The organism is Bdellovibrionales bacterium (assembly GCA_016714165.1).
Taxonomy (GTDB): domain Bacteria; phylum Bdellovibrionota; class Bdellovibrionia; order Bdellovibrionales; family UBA1609; genus JADJVA01.
On record JADJNU010000004.1, the window covers coordinates 97,669 to 113,453 of the forward strand.

A 15,785-nucleotide genomic window follows, 5' to 3' on the forward strand; every position below is an offset into this window, starting at 1 on the left:
TCCTTTAGCCTTGGTTTAATCGCTTGAGTAAGAACGGATAGGTGACCTTTACAGCAACATTTCCTTTTGGTTTGGGAAATCTCCAAGCGCGAAGTTTCCCCAGAATACATGATTCCACTTGTATTGCTGAGAGGCTTGTGTGAGCAACTTTTGCGACAGTCACTTGGCCACCAGGAGAAATCACAAAATTGACTGCAACGCGGCCAGACAGATCTGGCTTTGTCTGTAATCCTCTTTCGTAACAATAAATAACTTGCCCCTGATTCCGGCGAATGACCGCATTGATCTGATCGGGGTGGAGTCCGCCTTCAACCGTAGCTTCCTCACTCATTGGGAGGTAATAGCCTCCCGAGCTTCCGGCCATCTTCATGGAGCCGTAACCAGCTTGTCCCTGTCCCTTCCCCTTGGTTCCATAACCGCCATAGCCGCTTAAGTTTTCGCCACCACCAATACCAGCTTGAACTAATCCATGGCCCAGAAGCCCCCGTTCGGATCCTCCCCTCGCTCGAGAAGAATCAAATCCATAGCCACCAGACTTCGAGGCGGACTTGGAAAGTCCTCCCGGTCCGTTTGAGTTCTTATCCATTCCGCCTAGTGCGCTGAGAGCTCCCATTCGATTGAGATCGTTCCCGGCTCGTTCATTACGTGTTTTGACCTTGGTCGGTTGGTTTATGACAACCTTCTTGGGTTGTACTTTTGGCGATTTTTTCGGAATAACCTGTGCTTGCTGTGGTACCGGTTTGATTTTCTGAGTACTTGGTTTTACAACCGGCACCTTTTTTTCGATCAAGTCTTCCTTCTTAAATACAGTTACCACTTGGGATTCCGGTTGTTCTTGGCGGTGAATCCACCAGCCAATGAGAAGTGTCAGAAGAAGTAAGCTCACCTGAATTCCAGCTGTCCATTTAATGAAGAAGATGAAATCACGGTTCTGTTCTTTGCGTTCAGAGACATCAGGTGTCACTTGAGCAACTGATTGAACGTGCCGAATTTGTCCCCAGGCTCCCTTCATAACAACCTGATCGACAGGACTCGACTTCGCTATATCTCCCAACTTATCAACCTGAATTCCTTCATCGGTCAGTTCTTTACTGTCTCGTACAATTTCAATCCGTTTAAGGTCATGACGATAGATAATTTCCAGCTCCTCCCGCGTGAACGGAAGTACGCGAGCTGTTTCTCCGTGGGAATTCTGCAAAATCAAATAGCTATTTTTCATATCGCCTCTACCTTCCTGATGCGGAGCGAACCGCACGATCCTGAAAATCCCATCTGTAATCAATGAGACGTGGAATATCTTTTTCATTCTCAACGGTTGTTGTCATTCCAAGGGGAGATTGGCGTAAGCCTCGAACAGTCAAATCATTAAAATTAATATCCGTGCTCAATTTTGAAACTTCGGCATTATGGTTGGATACCACTTTCTGCTTCTTCATACCCTTATTTGGCCTTCCCGATTTAACTGAGCCGGAAGAGGATTTGGCTTCGCAAACTGACAGCCTGTCGGTCGTACCGAGAAAAAACAACAGGGTCGCAAGTTCAAGAGTGACAATTAATGGCCTCATCTTCTATCTCCGTGTCTCAGATTTAATCTGAGATAATCTTTCATCTAAATATGCAATCAAAGGACCGTTTGCACGTTTTGCTTCTAACTCACGAAGGTCTTCAAGTGTTGATGGGTCCAATGGATTTTTCTCGACATTTTGGCGTGCTTTTTCTATTCGTGAAGGATTCACTTTCAAATTTTGAATTTCGCTCTCGAATCGAGAAACCTCACTGCTTGGGAGGAATTCCCGGAGGGCCCTGTAATCACTCAGAGCGACAATGCGAGCCACCGGATCTTCGCTACCAATTGAGTTCCTCAGTTTATCAATGTTCTGCGAGTTAATAGAAAAGAAATTGGACAACAGAGTTTCAGCCTCTTTGGAAGCCAGTTGATAAGGCTGTGCTCGCTCCTGAATCAGCTTACTGTAGGTTGCTCTTTCCAATTGAGAGAGACCCTTAGGGGTTGGGAGGCCAGTCAGTTGGCGATAAAATCGATTATTTTCTCTGACAATTGTTTTGAGAGCGAGAACTTGTAAATAGATATCTCCGTGTTGATTGGCTTCATTGTATTCGTTCTTTAGCTTCTCAAGAAGCTGCATTCTTTCCTTGATTCCTTTTTGGAGACCTCGATCTGAGGTTGTTGCAATGCTGTGACGGTGCACCCGATCAGAAAACTGCAGAAAATTCTTTCGGAGCTTTAGATTTGATAGGTAGATTCCTTCTGGTGTGGCACGCACGCCGGGAACAGAAAGGGCTCTATCAATTTTTGCAGGACGAGGATCTTGTGAGTGAATTTCCAGGGTGATTTGGGCCAATAGATCCGGATTTGACTTCAATTGACCTATCATTCTGTCATAGACCGCCCATTTGTAATGACTTCGGCGGATCAGCTTGATGCGAATGAGGTTGGTGTTGCGTGTGGATCGAGCTGTTCTGAGATAATCATTGAAGTGCTTTTCAGGGTTGAGTCCTGCCAACTCGGCCAGAAGTCCCAGGCGCAAAGACCTTTGTTCTTGAGTTAAATTTTTCATTGGCATGTCGCTGGCGACATTATAGGCTTCCATAAATTCCAATTTAAGTTCATGAACCCAGAGCAGACTTTTCTTAGCCAATTCGATGTCAGTCTTTGTTATGCCTCTCACGGCTAAAAGTTTCTTGCTAGACGAAGAAATTGTTTCGAGATCTTTAAGTTTTTCAGAACTCAAAATCATGGTGCGATAATGAGTTGCCTGATCAAAAGCAGACAAATGTTTAACTGGATAAGATGTTAGGATTTTTAACTCAGAACGAACCAGTGAATCGTCAATGGGCGTTGATTTCAAAGCTAAGACAATCTGGTTGATTGTAACCTTGCGCCCAATTTCATTAAAATGATCGGAGCGATTGGGAAACTTGGGAGCATAAAGTCGGGAAAAATCACGGATCTCGCGATCATTTTTGATAAGTTTCAAAGCGTCAAGTGAGAGTTCAGCAGACTGCAAGCGAAGTTTGCTATCCTTGAAATCGCTATCCAGAGCTAAGAGTTTGAACGCCTCCGCAGCTTCTGCATACTTGTTGGTCTTGTAGAGAATATAGGCAAGCTGATAGCGAACGGTGTAGGCCAAGGGTCCATTTGAATTAAGTTCGAGATATTTTTTGAGAGCCCTCTCATAAAGCGATTGATTGTGGCTTTCTTCGGCAATCTCAATGGCGATGACCAGAGAGGATTCCAATTCCTTTTTCATTTTCTTTTTTGCAGAAATAATCGCCGCTTGCTCGTAGAGTTCGTAAGCAGTAATTCTATCATTGCGTTGTTTTGCCACTTGAGCAGCCCAAACGATAACTTCAAAATCCTCAGGATTGCAGGAGATATACTTTTGATAAGCCAATGAGAGATTTTTCGTTGGGGCGGTCTTTTCCTTTTTTGTCCAAGTAACTAAAAGGGATTTAAAATCGTTTTTGACACTCTCACATTTTTTGTCTGAACAGTTCTTTTTTTGAACGAAGACAACAGTCTGATCGAGATGATGGAGAGCTTGAGGATAATTTTCAAGGTCATAAAAGTTCTGCGCGAGCTTCAATTGGATTTCGGCACTGTCTTGGCTTGAGCTATCTTGTCGCAGCAAAAGGGTCCAGATAAGAAGAGAACCTTTCTTGTTCCCAAGACGATCAGCTTCTTCGCCAAAAAATTTGAGATTTTCGATTCTATCCTTTTCTGGAGAATGTGCAAGATAGGTATCTACATCCTTGGATGTAAAAGGGTTTCGTGCCTGCATGGTTGCATAATCTCGCATGAGATCTTTGTGGAATGCAGTGAGAGAAAGTCTTTCGGCCTGTCTGATGGCCTTTTGTATTGTTCGTAGCGCTTCATCGTTGCGTCCAAGATTGTAGGCTGTCCACGATTGGCGAAAGACGATGTAGGCCCGGTCTTCAGGCGTGGCTCTTCGAAGTGCTGAGTCGTAGGAGATCGCAGCTTTACGATAGTCCCCATTTTGGAATAACATTTCTGCTATGCCGAGGTGGGCTTTTGAGTGAATTTTGAACTGTCGATTATCCTTAAGTATTTCCTTATAGGTCTTCTCCATACTTTTGCTCTGATTTGTCAACTTGTAAAGATTAGCCAACTGAAGGTTGACCCTTTGAAGATCTTCAACGTGGTTTAGGATCATTCGTTTTGTTGCCAGGTAGTACGCGATCGCCTTCTCGCGATCCTTTTTTGCGTCTTTGCATTCGGTGCAATTTTTTTCACCAGCTGCAATGTCTTTAAGGCGGGCGCGCTCAGAATAGAGATCACCAAGCCGAATCTTTATGGTGGTTGCCTGTTCTGAGTTATTCGGCAAACTGGGCAGTACAGCTGTGAGTTTTCCAATCAGGGCGTCATGAGTTTGCAGATCCATTCTTGCAACGGCAGACGACTCCGATTCGGAGCTGTAGCTTTGAAGTGACACGAGGCTTGAAAAAATGAAGGCAAGAGCCATCAGGCTTGAGCGACTCACATTTTCTCCTCTTTGATAACTGCAAATTGAACTTCAGAAAAGCCAGATTGCAGACCAGCCACAACGACGGGATTAAGCTCACTTTAGGTCAGTTGACGGTCAGCTTGAATGACGATGGCCTTTTTGTCGGGGTTGTCGGTTTGTAAGTCTGAGAGCTTCTTTAACTCTTCTCCCAATTCTTGGAGAGCGATCGTTCTTCCTGAGATTTGGTAGGATTGATTTTTGTTAACAAGAATAACGAGCGAATTCGTCAGGGCCTGTGCTTGACTGGCCTTTGGAAGGACCATTCCGTTTGGCATATCGAGATCGATTTCGCCAAATGAGGTCGCCAATAGCAAATAAACCAGAATAATGGCGAAACAATCAACCAATGAGGTCAAGTTGTGTCCGCTGTGTTCTCCAGAGTGGGACTTAGATTTCTTAAACGAATTGGCTTTTCTCATATATAGGGACCTCACTGTTATAAAGGAGCAATGCCGATGTCGACAAATTCGGCCTTCTTTAAGAAATTCATCGCTTGAATCAGATCTTCGTAACTAGAGTTTGTTTGTGGAAATACAATGGCCGTTCGGAGTTCTGGGTTTTCCATCTTTTTGGATCCCGCGTAATCAGCAAGATCGTCAAAAGTGATACGCTTCTTTTTATCATTAACTTTAAGACCGTGGGTCGAAACTAGAATACTGTCCTTGGATTCCAGTTCCACCCACATTGATTTTGGATTTTCATCTTGAGATTGAGCTTCAGTACCTAAACCCTGCTTGGAGGACATGACCCCTGCTTGAAGCCAAACAGCAGTGAAGAGCAAAAAGCTGATGCATACAGACAGCAGGTCGATAAACGGGACAAGATTGACTTCAGCGGAAGCATGAGATTTTTTCTTGTTACGGGAAAACATTTGTCACGTCCTTATAAATAAATATTAAAACTATTTACTATATAGATTTCCGTTTAGCGCGCGGTACATTTTCGAAGCTATAGCAAAGCCAGTTGAGAACTTTCGTAGAAGCCTGATTCAAATCCTCTTGTAGCTCATTGGTTCTGTTAGAAAGCACTGAATACATGACAAGAGCTGGGATGGCGACGACAAGTCCATAGGCCGTACAGTTCATTGCTTCCGAAATTCCTGTTGAGAGAATTGTCGCCTTTTCAGCTCCATTCGCTAAACTCACAGCTGAGAACGATTTGATCATCCCTGTAATTGTACCCAGGAGGCCAATGAGGGTTGATACGTTTCCTATCATCGACAATAAAGATGTCCTCTTTTCGAGTTTTGCATTTTCTGATGAAAGCACTTCTTCCATCTTTGCATGAATTTCATCTTTTCCGCCCAGGTTGATCGCCGATTGGATTCCTGCGACGGCCACTGAACCCAATGCATTTGATTGGGAGATGTTTCGAGCCTTGCTTAAGGCTTGATCGATTTGACCTTTTTTGATGTCGTCTTCAAAATGTCGAGCTAGCTTCTTTTGTCCTGGAGATCTCCTCAGATACAAGAAATAAGCTCTCTCGATAATGATAGCAATGGAAAATATGTGCACGCCCAAAATGGCATACATCCAAATTCCGCCATGAGTGAAAGCCTCTGAAATATACGTAAACATTTGATACCACCTCTCTCTGGGTTTAGTTCCTCAGTTGTCTATCGCAATGGCGATGCCAGGCTAAAGCCACCGTTTAATGGCAATAGAAAGAAAAGAGGCTAAATGAATTTCAAAAGGAGTGACAATTATGGGAAGTTCGTTGCCTAGAATAGGATTAGGCCGTTTTGAGGAGATTCAGGTCGAGTGACGCAAAAGTTCAATATCTGTATTTTTTGCGGGTCTTTTTGATTTCACCGCGCTGTTTTTTAGATTCAATACGTTTTGTTTTTACAGCTTTTGAGGGCTTTGTTTTTATTCTCTTTTTTGGAATAGACAGGGCCTTCTCAATCATTTTCTTCAGTTTTGAAATGCAGATTTCTTTGTTCTGTTCTCTGCTTCGATACTCTTCTGAAGTGAAAATAATGTATTCTCCCTTTTTTATGAGGGTTTGAAGCTCAGCGAGAGCTCTGGCCTTTTGGAATTGGGTCAACGCATGAGTTTTCGCGAGATTCCAACGGACTTCAGCTTTTGACTCAGTTTTATTGACGTGCTGACCGCCGGGACCTGAGCTGCGGCTATAGCGAAAATCCAGTTCGTCCAAGATTCGTTTCCATGTGAAAGGAGTCACTTTTACCTCAAGTGCGAAAATGCTCTCTCTTCGAATATAAGCATCGAGCGCAAATACCCATGAGAATAAATTCTATTTCGTAGACGGGCGTTTGGCTACAAATTCTTCTCGGGGTCCGCCAAGGCTCCCTGAAACTCTAAGGATGAGGCCGTCCTGATAGCATTCGAAAAAATCCGTGGATTTTATTCTTGTCGCAATCTCCTTTTCGTACTTTCGCATCTTGATTTGGTTGCATTCAGGAGATGGAGTCTCATCCTGTGCAGCGTCTGTTGAGTACCAGCATTCTTCCGAATTTCTCTCGTGGCTTGAAAAGCGAAGAACGGTCGCTGTGCGATCTGATAAGACGGCATTTCCAAGGCAGACTTCGGTCACAGCACTTCCGGCGACTATGTTGTCCCCGCACCAAATCCAATTCAGGAGAGAGCCCCTCCTCTGCTGGCAGGTGGAGTTGAGAGTTTTTTGGGCTTGTGTCTTCATCAAGAAGCCACCTTGATCGCATGAAATGGAGAAGAAGATGAAGGGCAGGAAGAGGATGAATCTCAAAGGGGCCGCCTGTCGTCTTTGAGCTGAGGAACAAAGGTTAAGTTTGAATTGATGTTGCGGCGAGGGACCTTTTGCATTTTAATCAGGCTACCATCACATGATCCGTCTGAGCAGGTTTTGATTGTGATTGAGACTTAGGTACAGGAAGGAGAGATTATTGCGTATGATGCTGTATCTGAGCGACCTATAGACCGTTTTGTCTGGAGCGTGAAGAGTTGTACACAAAAACGTCATTAGGTGAGTTACCTGCCACTATCTTTGATTTAATTTTTTTAACGAGAACCGGACGCAAACTTCGTTTCCTAAAGTTCTTAGACACAAATTTTCGCTTTGGCCGGGAGTTTTTGTCTGATTTCACTTGAGAGCTGGGCATAAACTGATTCGGTGTTGTTCGTGTAGTCAGTTGTTCCTGGTTCTTTGCAGTCGTACTTGACACTGGTTTGAGTGGATCTTCTGGAGGGAGAGTAAAGACAAGGCCGGCCGCAGACAACGCTGTTGCGAGTACAATTAAAACAAACTGAAAGAGTCTGACGTCTTTATGTGCCAGTGTCCTATCCCCTTATTTGTCTCGATTCAAATGCTCCACATTCACTTCAGATAGAATTCAAATTCCAGTCCAAGTGAAAAAACATAACCCATTGAAATCAGAATAGAAAATGTCCTGTAATGAAATCGAGATGCAAAACAAGTGAGCATTTATCTGTTTCACTTCGGGACATGTATTTTTCAAGACCATGGAAATACGGATGATTTTACAAGTCCAATCGATATCGTAAACCGATTCATGGTGTCGAGTTGCTGCACGTTCAAAACTGGGACCACATGGGACCTGTCACTTCAGTTTTTTATTATGACCAGGTCATAACTTTCTGGAGACTTGAGGCCTCTCAATTTCACTCAGATTAGTCAAAATATTGATTCGAATCAGTAAATTAATTTTACTTAACTGAGAATATTGATTTTGATCGAAATACCTAACTCAAGGTTCAGTCTAAGCAGAAATATTTTGTTATGAGAGAGAGGAATTCATATCATCATTGGGCAGGGTGCGATCACAAATTTTGCGAATAAATGGAGGTCATAAAATTTGAAAATGGGAAGTGACGACAGTGGCGGAGGGAGTGGATCCAAAGGGCTTTTGATGGGTCGGTCAATAGACGGACGGGCTGATCTGGCAAGAGCTTTGGATGAACTGAATCGTGATCGAGTAATTTTAAAACTTTCTCCCGGTGAGGTGGTTTCATCTGATGATATGGAAGTTTTGAAGGTGGGATATGTCATGGAAGGATCCATTTCTCGCAAAGTGAGTAATGGTGGTAACCGATATTTTGTTGCCGCCATCATGGTTTCTGGGGATCTGATCGGGATTGATTGTCTGTTTGAATCACGGCATTCTCAGTGCGTTTACATTTCCAGGGAAGCGACGAGATTATGTCTTTTTCCAAGTGTCCGTGTGCGGGAGGTGATGGAGATTTCCAGTCAATTAGCGGAATCTTTTCTCGAGATGCAGTCGCGCTGTATTCAAGAGTTTCTGAGTCATATGCAAGTCATGTCAAACAAAAGTCTCAGAGCTCGCGTTGCCGCGGGTATTCTTTATTTTAATGGAAAATTGGGATCGCGTCCTTGGACGAACAAGGAATTGGCAGCATGGGCAGGAGTGACTCAAGAGGGTGTCGGACGTTGCTTTACTGATTTTTTGGCGAAGGGGGTGGTGAGAAAGACAGGTCGGCGTACCCAAATCCAAAATCGTCAAGTATTAGAAGAAATTGCGAGCGAGTTTAAGGCCGACAAGGCTCCCCATTTGGTTTCTTACCTGGTTTCGACAAAAGAGGGGTAGATTATTTTTTGACACTGTGAAAGCATTGAACAGTGGATTAAATATTCGGGCTAATTTTTTCCAAATGAAACTGGGGGGTGACTATGAAAAGGGGATTTTTCTTTCTTCAAGCCGAATTGATTGTGTTATTGACATCTGCTCTTGTTTCGCTTCAGTCAAACGCTCACTCTCCTCAGAGCATTTTTGATAAAGATGGAAATCGGCTCCCTGACGATCAGGCTAACTCCAGTCGGGTTGCATGGGAATTGCTGTCTTTTGATCGTTCTCCAGAATGGGGAAGCATGGGACTTCTCAGTCAAGGATCATTTGGAGGCGGATGTTCAGCCACTTACATTGATGTGGGCGGGGCGGATGATGCACCGGTTTATGTTGTTTCCAATGGACACTGTCTGATGGACGGCTTTCCACAGCCGGGAGAATTTTTGGTTGACCGAGCTCCCGCACGTGGATTGAGCTTTACGGCGCGTTTTTATGAAGATGCCGGAAATCGTAAAATTAAATATTTGGTCGAGAGAATCGAATACGCCACGATGACCGGGACTGATTTGGCCTTGATGAGACTGAGAGGAAAGAGAGTAGATTTGCGTTCGGTTGGTTTAAATGGCTTTCCGATCGCATCGGATGCCCCAATTTATGGAGAGAAGGTGGCAAATGTGGGAATCCCTCAAAGTGGCCTTTGGAGTCGTTACTTGAGAAAGAGCGAATGCCAAATTCTTGAAGTTGTTGACTTACTCGAAGGAGATTGGAGATTCGGGGGTTCAATGCGGAACAAGTGCAGTGTAGTGGGTGGGTCTTCTGGGTCATCTCTTGTTTCTTTGGTCACAGGTAAAATTGTAGCTCTGATCAACACGGGAGTGGATGATAGAGTGAGAACTCCCTGTCAGGAAAATCATCCCTGCGAAATTGAAAAGACGGGGAAAACATCCTCCCATCCTGAATTTAACTATGCGCAGAGAGTTCAGGAGCTAGCAACCTGTTTTGACGGACAAGGCGCATTTCGTCTGAACGATCCTCAGTGCCACTTAGTTCACTGATTGCTCACTGTCTGGAACAACATTGTTCGCTGGCCCGAGCCCTGTCCAAGACCCTCATGAGGGCGAGGTGGCTTCATCGACTTCGTGTGGGGATAGAGATTTGCGATGGCCATTGCATCGTAGAGAGAACATTGGGATTCCTCAGGCTTGTAGGACATGACACTTTCGAGTTCGAATTGGTGGTCGAGGGTTAAGAGATGTCCAAATTCGTGCCTGGCGGTTCGAACAAGACTTTTGATATAACCAAAAAAATCTCCATATTTTTCCCGCTCCTTTGCAAAAATAAAGATGTCGGAATCCTGCATTTGGTTGGTAATGAGATTCGACGTGCCAATAGTGATGGCCTCTTTTGCAATTTGGGGATTTTGTTCCACTAAATAGTTGTCAACAATTTGAATACAATGAAAATTCAGGTCAGAAAATGGCGGGTAAATATCCACCGCCTCGAGTTTGATTTCAAGGCGGTCGGTGAGTAACTGAGTCCAGCTGGCTACGGCCTCCCGAATGGTTTTTTCAATCTTCCTGGTCTCGGCTCCGCAAATCTTCACGGGGAGTGGGGATTTGTTGTTCCAGGGAATCTTCACTCCTTTTCCAAAAATGTAATTAAATACCTTTGTGCCAATGGGAATTGGAGGAGTTGGTTCATTTTTTGTCCAATAAAAAGCAACAAGAGTGGAGCCTGATTTTTGAGTTTCATAACGACCAAGAAAGCTCATCATTTGACAATCCTGAGAACAGCTAAAGTGAATGGGGGTAATAATAAGCTTCGTATCTTCATTTTTCTGCAGGGCGAAAATCTTAAGTTTTCCATTGGGATCAAAATTCAGTAAAAACTTAATTTGACTCGGATCTTGCGATTCAAAACTCCAGACACCATTGGTTTTTTCAATCATGTTATAGGTTTGTGAAACCTCAGGTTTCTTCTCCTGGCTTGGGTCCGTATCATTGGGGGCATTTTCTTTTCTAGATTCCGAATGGGTTTGGGAGGAACAACAACTTCCTTCTCCTTAAACTGGATAATTGATCTTAAAAGGTAGTTGTTTGTGTTGCGAATCTGATTCCCATCAAAAGGAGTTGAGGGTTCACCAGTGCTTCCGGAAATAAGATTCATGGGATCGCCATTAACAAAATAAGTCTGAACTTTCGGCCCCCCCTCATTGGATCTCTTCTTCTCTTTTGCACAACCCATGAAAAATAAACTTGAGATGAGGGAGATAAGGCTACAGGCAAGAATTGCCTTCAAGGGACTTTTTGATTTACCGGTGATTCCAATCATTATTTCTCCGTGCCAACTGCTTGGGCGGCTTATTCGATCTGGAATATAACTTTTACGCTATGAGTCAAAAAAGGGCAACTGGGAAGCGAGTTATTTCATATTTTTGAAAAATATTCAAAATTAGAAATCGACAGTAACCGAAATCGACAAGCCTATTTCTAGAGGTATTCGATTCGGATAATTTCAACAATTGAATCTCCCGTTGGTTTATGAATGAGTGCTTCCTCACCTTGCTTTTTGTTTAAAAGGGCCTTGGCCAATGGAGACTTCCAGGAAATCTTTCCGCGAGAGACATCAATTTCGTCCTCCCCCACGATTTGATAGGTTTTGGGTTCATTTTGTTCGTTGAGTACAGTGACTGTCGCACCAAAGAGAACTTTGTCGGCTGAGACAGACTTTGGATCAACCACTTGTGCCATCTCAATGCGTTGTCCAAGAAAATGCAAGCGACGGTCAATTTCTCTCAAGCGTCTTTTGCCATAGATATAATCAGCATTTTCGCTCCGATCGCCATTGCCTGCTGCCCAAGCAATTGTTTCTACGAGCTTTGGACGCTCTTGGTGAAAGAGTTCGCGGTACTCGTTTCGGAGGGCCTCGAGACCAGAAGGAGTGATGTAGTTAGGGGCATTGGCCATAGTGGCGATCTCTTCTCACAGCTCTCGTTGTTTCACAAGCTGAGAACAGAGGCTTGTAAAAGGGGAAGCGATGGGGAGATATGTTTTGGTCGAATAATGGTTTTGGTCGGTTAGTGGGTCGAGTTCTTCTAGGTGTGAAGAGGATGTGGGTGTGCAGGGGATTTTTGGAAAGTAGATTAATTGTTGGCAGAGAGGAATTGAATTGATAGGGTCCGGAGCCCTGATGACGAGGACGGCTTTGATTTTTCTTTTCTTTCTTCTTGTGCTTGCTGGCTGTTTTTTTGAGAATCCGGGCGCAAGCGCTCAGAATATCGTCAATGTTGAGGCTGTGAGGCCTCGCGTAGAGGATCTTGGTTACAAAGGCGAAGCCAGATTTGAGTTAAATGGTGGAGCCGGAAACAGTGACAGAATATACGGTGGGCTCGGACACAGCTCCGTTTGGAACTCTGGCTTGTCCCAGCAATTTATCCTAGTCAACTATAGGTATGGTGAAAGTCAGGGAATCAAGGATACAAGCGAGAGCCTTGTTCACTTGCGACATGTTAGACCGGTGGCCCCTCTTCGTTTTTGGGAGGGCTACATACAGTCCCAAACAAACCAGTTCAATAGGCTCCGCTTTCGAGGATTGGCAGGTGGAGGCTGGCGTTGGGAGTTGCCAGAAATAGAGTGTATTACTTATGCCTTGGGAGCCTGAATCTATTACTCCCATGATGAGGTTTATGAGACTGGGTTATTGAGCTCTGAACAGGAAAACACAGCTCGTGCCAATTTTTATTTTTCACTCCGCTCAACTGACTTGAAGGACGTAACAGCAATTTTTGTTTTATATTTCCAACCTAAAGTTGAAAAACTTGATGATTACCTGCTCCTTTCGAGTGGCATCCTAAAGATGAATTGGACAGAGAACCTGGCTCTTGCGCTGGAAGCGACCGTCACCCATGACAACTATCCTCCGGCCACAGTGAAAAAAACCGATATGAACTACATTTCAAGCTTAGTGGTGAAGTTTTAAATGTACTTTTGGGCTTTTGCTTTTGGATAGCTGACTCAACCCCGACGAATGCTTTAAAGGATAATTTATTTTAACTGGAAGTCAAAGTCCTCTACTTGATCTGGCGTCATCACACGTATGTTAAGATCGACCGGCTCCACCTTGTCCCGCGTGATCAAAAACTCTCCTTGTTGTTTGGTGACTGTCAGCCGCTTTTTGACCTTTCCAAAACCGTAAGTTGCCTCTACTGAAACCTCGCCCATTTTAACACTTGCAGCTTCATTTCCCACAAGTTTAAGGCGGAGTTGTTTTCCCTTTGGCACCAGCTCAAGGCTAACCAGCTCTCCACTCTGTCGGAGGCCAGCAAAGCCCTTGCTCTGAGCGTCTAAATCCACGCTCTGAGAAAAGCTGGGAAAAGATATTCCAAAGCTCATCAAAACAAGAAACAATCTCATGAGAATTTCTCCAATCCGCCCATCTTGCAACCAATTTAATTCAAGAGGTCTCAGATGGCCATCCAGAATATTGACTCATCTTGTCAACAGATAAGTCTCGTGAGGAGCAATAAAATTGAGACAAATATACCCGTATATTTTTTCATGGTTGATTTATAGATGTTTCAAAATGGAACAATCATTGCTTACTATCATTTGTAGGTTCGCAATTTAAATTTTTAAAAGGGGGAAAATATGAGAAATCGGATTTTGTTTGCTGTTGCTGTGGTTTTTACATTGGCTATTCCATTTTTGGATGCCGGGGCATCCACGCCTCCAAGAAAGGAAAAGGAAGTTGTCGTTGGTGTTAACGATGCATTTATACCGAGTGGTTTTGATGCCGAGTCAGAGGCTTATGTTGTTGTGGCAGGCTTATTTTCAAATACTTGCTATCGTTGGAAAAGAGCAGATGTCGGGCATGACTGGGCCACCAAGATACACGAAGTGCGAGCTGTTGCGGGAGTGAGCGAAGGCATGTGTTTGATGATGATGGTGCCATTTACGCAATCTGTGACACTTGGCAAGCTCGGAGTTGGTGAGCACAGAATTAGATTCATAGATGGCAACGACAACTATCTCGAGAAAACACTCACCATCGAGTAATGGGCTGAGCTACGGCGGAGAAGAAACCTTCGCCTTTGTTCTGGAGTTTGGAATTGCAGTGCTCCGAAAGTGTGGGGGGACTCTCAAACGTCTCCCCACATGATTTGGATCTCAGATTTTGGGTTTACGGGCCTATAGGTAAGCAGGTTTCCAGACTTTAAGAATCGGCGGGAGTTTTTGTGTTTTTTATTTGCACTCATGGAGCCGAAGATGAAACTTTTGTAAGGTTTATTTTCCTCTCTCTCATGCTAGCTGTGCCAGTCCTTGGTTGCAGTGTTCAGGATAAGTTCTCTCGTGTTCGCTGGAGTCGTGCCTCTCAACAAAATTTGACGCCTGAATTGGCTACGCTCATCTCATCTCCTCACAAGTCTCAATCTGAGAATGTCGAGATTTCAGGTTATAAAATTGAACATTGGCGAACAATGAACGGAGGTTTTCCCGTTGAGGGAAGTTGGATAAAGGTACTGCGCGATAGTTCGGGAGCGCCAAAGCTGATTGAAGGGGATGTTTCTACCGATCACTTGTCTGAGAGTGACACAAAGAAGGCACAGCAGTTGGTATCACAGAAGGAGAAAGTCCTGAGTTTGGCTTGGCAGATCTATCCGGAACTTCGAGAGGCAAAAAAGATCTTTCCTTCTCAGATTGTTTTGAAATCAAGTCTTACAGGTTATGAGCCTTTTGTTGAGTTGAGTTATCTTCTTCACAATGAATCAGATGTCGTACAGGCGCAGATATCTCAAAAGGGCCGGATTATCGAGCGTCGCTCTGTCACAAATCACTTGATTACTGGCACCGCTCAAGTTTTCCCGGGGTCTCCATTTCGAACTCCCTTGGCCGATGTGATTCTTTCAAATTTGGTGGGTGATGGGACTCTGACGAGTTCTCTGCTCAAAGTTGAATCAGAGGGGGGGAGCCGAGCTTTTAATCTAGATCATCAGTTTCGTTTTCAGCCTGACGAGAGCGCGTTTGATGAGGTGCAGGCCTATTACTTTGTTGAGCAAGCCTTGGTTTGGCTGAGATCTCAGTATTCTCTTTCCTTGCCCTTTCAGCTCAAAGTGAAGGTTCACGTCGGAGGAGTTGTTCCTTCAAATGCCGCATTCTACTTCAGCGGAAATATCTATCTGGGAGATGGGGACAATGTGATCTACAAGAAAATTCCACAGGATCCATCTATCGTGATCCATGAAGTCGGACATTCGATAGTGCAAATTTTGGCCGGCCTTCCAAATGACAAAGAAGGTGGATCGCTCAACGAAGGATTTGCCGATTTTATTGCGGCTTCGTTTTTAGATAGTCCACGTATGGCTGAGTATAGCTATTTAAAAGCTCCGTTTCGTCGCAACTTGGAGAATTCTTTGAATTATAGGACGGACGCGAAAGGCTCTCTCTATCACGATTCTACGATTGTGAGCGGAACTTTGTGGGAGATTCGTCAATTTCTTGGCAAAGAGTTGACAGGTCGACTGGCTTTGCAATGCTTGGGACGATTGGGGGCTGGTTCTTTATTGAAGGATTTTCCTGCTGTCTTGCAGGAAGCTGTTGAGGACATTTCTTTGGATGATAAGAGCGCTGGGCAAATCAAGGCCGTTTTGATAAGAAGAGGTTGGGTATGGTAGGCAAGGCCACGATATGTTTGGATGGGAT

At 44.2% G+C, this 15,785-nt stretch carries 18 protein-coding genes; 6 read left to right on the forward strand and 12 right to left on the reverse strand.

Going from position 1 to position 15,785, the window contains the following annotated elements:
- Positions 1-4: 4 nt before the first annotated feature.
- From IPJ71_17440 to IPJ71_17475, 8 genes are all read right to left on the reverse strand, one after another.
- Positions 5-1,219, reverse strand: coding sequence for an AgmX/PglI C-terminal domain-containing protein (locus tag IPJ71_17440; protein ID MBK7845433.1), 1,215 nt, complete (start codon positions 1,217-1,219; stop codon positions 5-7).
- Positions 1,220-1,226: 7 nt separating this feature from the next.
- Positions 1,227-1,565 (reverse strand): hypothetical protein, encoded by a 339-nt coding sequence (locus IPJ71_17445; protein MBK7845434.1) that lies wholly within the window; start codon positions 1,563-1,565, stop codon positions 1,227-1,229.
- A 3-nt stretch (positions 1,566-1,568) separates the two neighbouring features.
- A complete protein-coding gene (locus IPJ71_17450; GenBank protein MBK7845435.1) occupies positions 1,569-4,520 on the reverse strand; it encodes a tetratricopeptide repeat protein in 2,952 nt (983 codons plus the stop codon).
- Positions 4,521-4,603: 83 nt separating this feature from the next.
- The gene (locus tag IPJ71_17455; protein ID MBK7845436.1) at positions 4,604-4,963 is read right to left on the reverse strand and encodes a biopolymer transporter ExbD; all 360 of its coding nucleotides are present in this window, start codon (positions 4,961-4,963) and stop codon (positions 4,604-4,606) included.
- A gap of 17 nt (positions 4,964-4,980) precedes the next feature.
- Positions 4,981-5,415, reverse strand: coding sequence for a biopolymer transporter ExbD (locus IPJ71_17460; protein ID MBK7845437.1), 435 nt, complete (start codon positions 5,413-5,415; stop codon positions 4,981-4,983).
- Between the two features lie 37 nt (positions 5,416-5,452).
- A complete protein-coding gene (locus IPJ71_17465) occupies positions 5,453-6,121 on the reverse strand; it encodes a MotA/TolQ/ExbB proton channel family protein (GenBank protein MBK7845438.1) in 669 nt (222 codons plus the stop codon).
- Positions 6,122-6,317: 196 nt separating this feature from the next.
- On the reverse strand, positions 6,318-6,728 hold the full coding sequence (gene arfB / locus IPJ71_17470) for an aminoacyl-tRNA hydrolase (GenBank protein ID MBK7845439.1): 411 nt from the start codon (positions 6,726-6,728) through the stop codon (positions 6,318-6,320).
- A 72-nt stretch (positions 6,729-6,800) separates the two neighbouring features.
- Positions 6,801-7,205 carry a hypothetical protein gene (locus IPJ71_17475; protein ID MBK7845440.1) on the reverse strand — a complete coding sequence of 135 codons (405 nt, stop codon included), beginning with the start codon at positions 7,203-7,205 and terminating at the stop codon, positions 6,801-6,803.
- A gap of 1,153 nt (positions 7,206-8,358) precedes the next feature.
- On the opposite strand from IPJ71_17475, the gene IPJ71_17480 reads away from it, so the two are divergent.
- Both IPJ71_17480 and IPJ71_17485 read left to right on the forward strand, forming a co-directional pair.
- Positions 8,359-9,108 carry a Crp/Fnr family transcriptional regulator gene (locus IPJ71_17480; GenBank protein ID MBK7845441.1) on the forward strand — a complete coding sequence of 250 codons (750 nt, stop codon included), beginning with the start codon at positions 8,359-8,361 and terminating at the stop codon, positions 9,106-9,108.
- An 83-nt stretch (positions 9,109-9,191) separates the two neighbouring features.
- Positions 9,192-10,142 (forward strand): trypsin-like peptidase domain-containing protein, encoded by a 951-nt coding sequence (locus tag IPJ71_17485; GenBank protein MBK7845442.1) that lies wholly within the window; start codon positions 9,192-9,194, stop codon positions 10,140-10,142.
- On the opposite strand, the gene IPJ71_17490 is transcribed toward IPJ71_17485, so the two are convergent.
- The 3 genes from IPJ71_17490 to greB all read right to left on the reverse strand — a co-directional run bounded on the left by IPJ71_17490 (position 10,136) and on the right by greB (position 12,053).
- Entirely contained in the window at positions 10,136-11,035 is a 900-nt protein-coding gene (locus tag IPJ71_17490) for a hypothetical protein (protein MBK7845443.1), read from the reverse strand. The genes IPJ71_17485 and IPJ71_17490 overlap by 7 nt on opposite strands.
- Positions 11,032-11,418, reverse strand: a complete 387-nt coding sequence (locus tag IPJ71_17495) for a hypothetical protein (GenBank protein MBK7845444.1) — start codon at positions 11,416-11,418, stop codon at positions 11,032-11,034. Before IPJ71_17495 ends, IPJ71_17490 begins: the two co-directional genes overlap by 4 nt.
- A 158-nt stretch (positions 11,419-11,576) precedes the next feature.
- On the reverse strand, positions 11,577-12,053 hold the full coding sequence (gene greB / locus IPJ71_17500; GenBank protein ID MBK7845445.1) for a transcription elongation factor GreB: 477 nt from the start codon (positions 12,051-12,053) through the stop codon (positions 11,577-11,579).
- Positions 12,054-12,276: 223 nt separating this feature from the next.
- Between greB and IPJ71_17505 the strand changes: the two genes are divergently transcribed.
- Entirely contained in the window at positions 12,277-12,747 is a 471-nt protein-coding gene (locus tag IPJ71_17505; GenBank protein MBK7845446.1) for a DUF481 domain-containing protein, read from the forward strand.
- Between the two features lie 39 nt (positions 12,748-12,786).
- Complete coding sequence (locus tag IPJ71_17510; protein MBK7845447.1) at positions 12,787-13,065, forward strand: DUF481 domain-containing protein; 279 nt, start codon at positions 12,787-12,789, stop codon at positions 13,063-13,065.
- Positions 13,066-13,130: 65 nt separating this feature from the next.
- Here IPJ71_17510 and IPJ71_17515 read toward each other — a convergent pair whose 3' ends face one another.
- Positions 13,131-13,499, reverse strand: coding sequence for a hypothetical protein (locus tag IPJ71_17515; protein ID MBK7845448.1), 369 nt, complete (start codon positions 13,497-13,499; stop codon positions 13,131-13,133).
- A 234-nt stretch (positions 13,500-13,733) separates the two neighbouring features.
- Here IPJ71_17515 and IPJ71_17520 point away from each other — a divergent pair, with 234 nt between their 5' ends.
- Both IPJ71_17520 and IPJ71_17525 read left to right on the forward strand, forming a co-directional pair.
- On the forward strand, positions 13,734-14,141 hold the full coding sequence (locus tag IPJ71_17520; protein ID MBK7845449.1) for a hypothetical protein: 408 nt from the start codon (positions 13,734-13,736) through the stop codon (positions 14,139-14,141).
- Between the two features lie 179 nt (positions 14,142-14,320).
- Positions 14,321-15,757, forward strand: coding sequence for a hypothetical protein (locus IPJ71_17525; protein MBK7845450.1), 1,437 nt, complete (start codon positions 14,321-14,323; stop codon positions 15,755-15,757).
- The last annotated feature ends 28 nt before the right edge of the window (positions 15,758-15,785 follow it).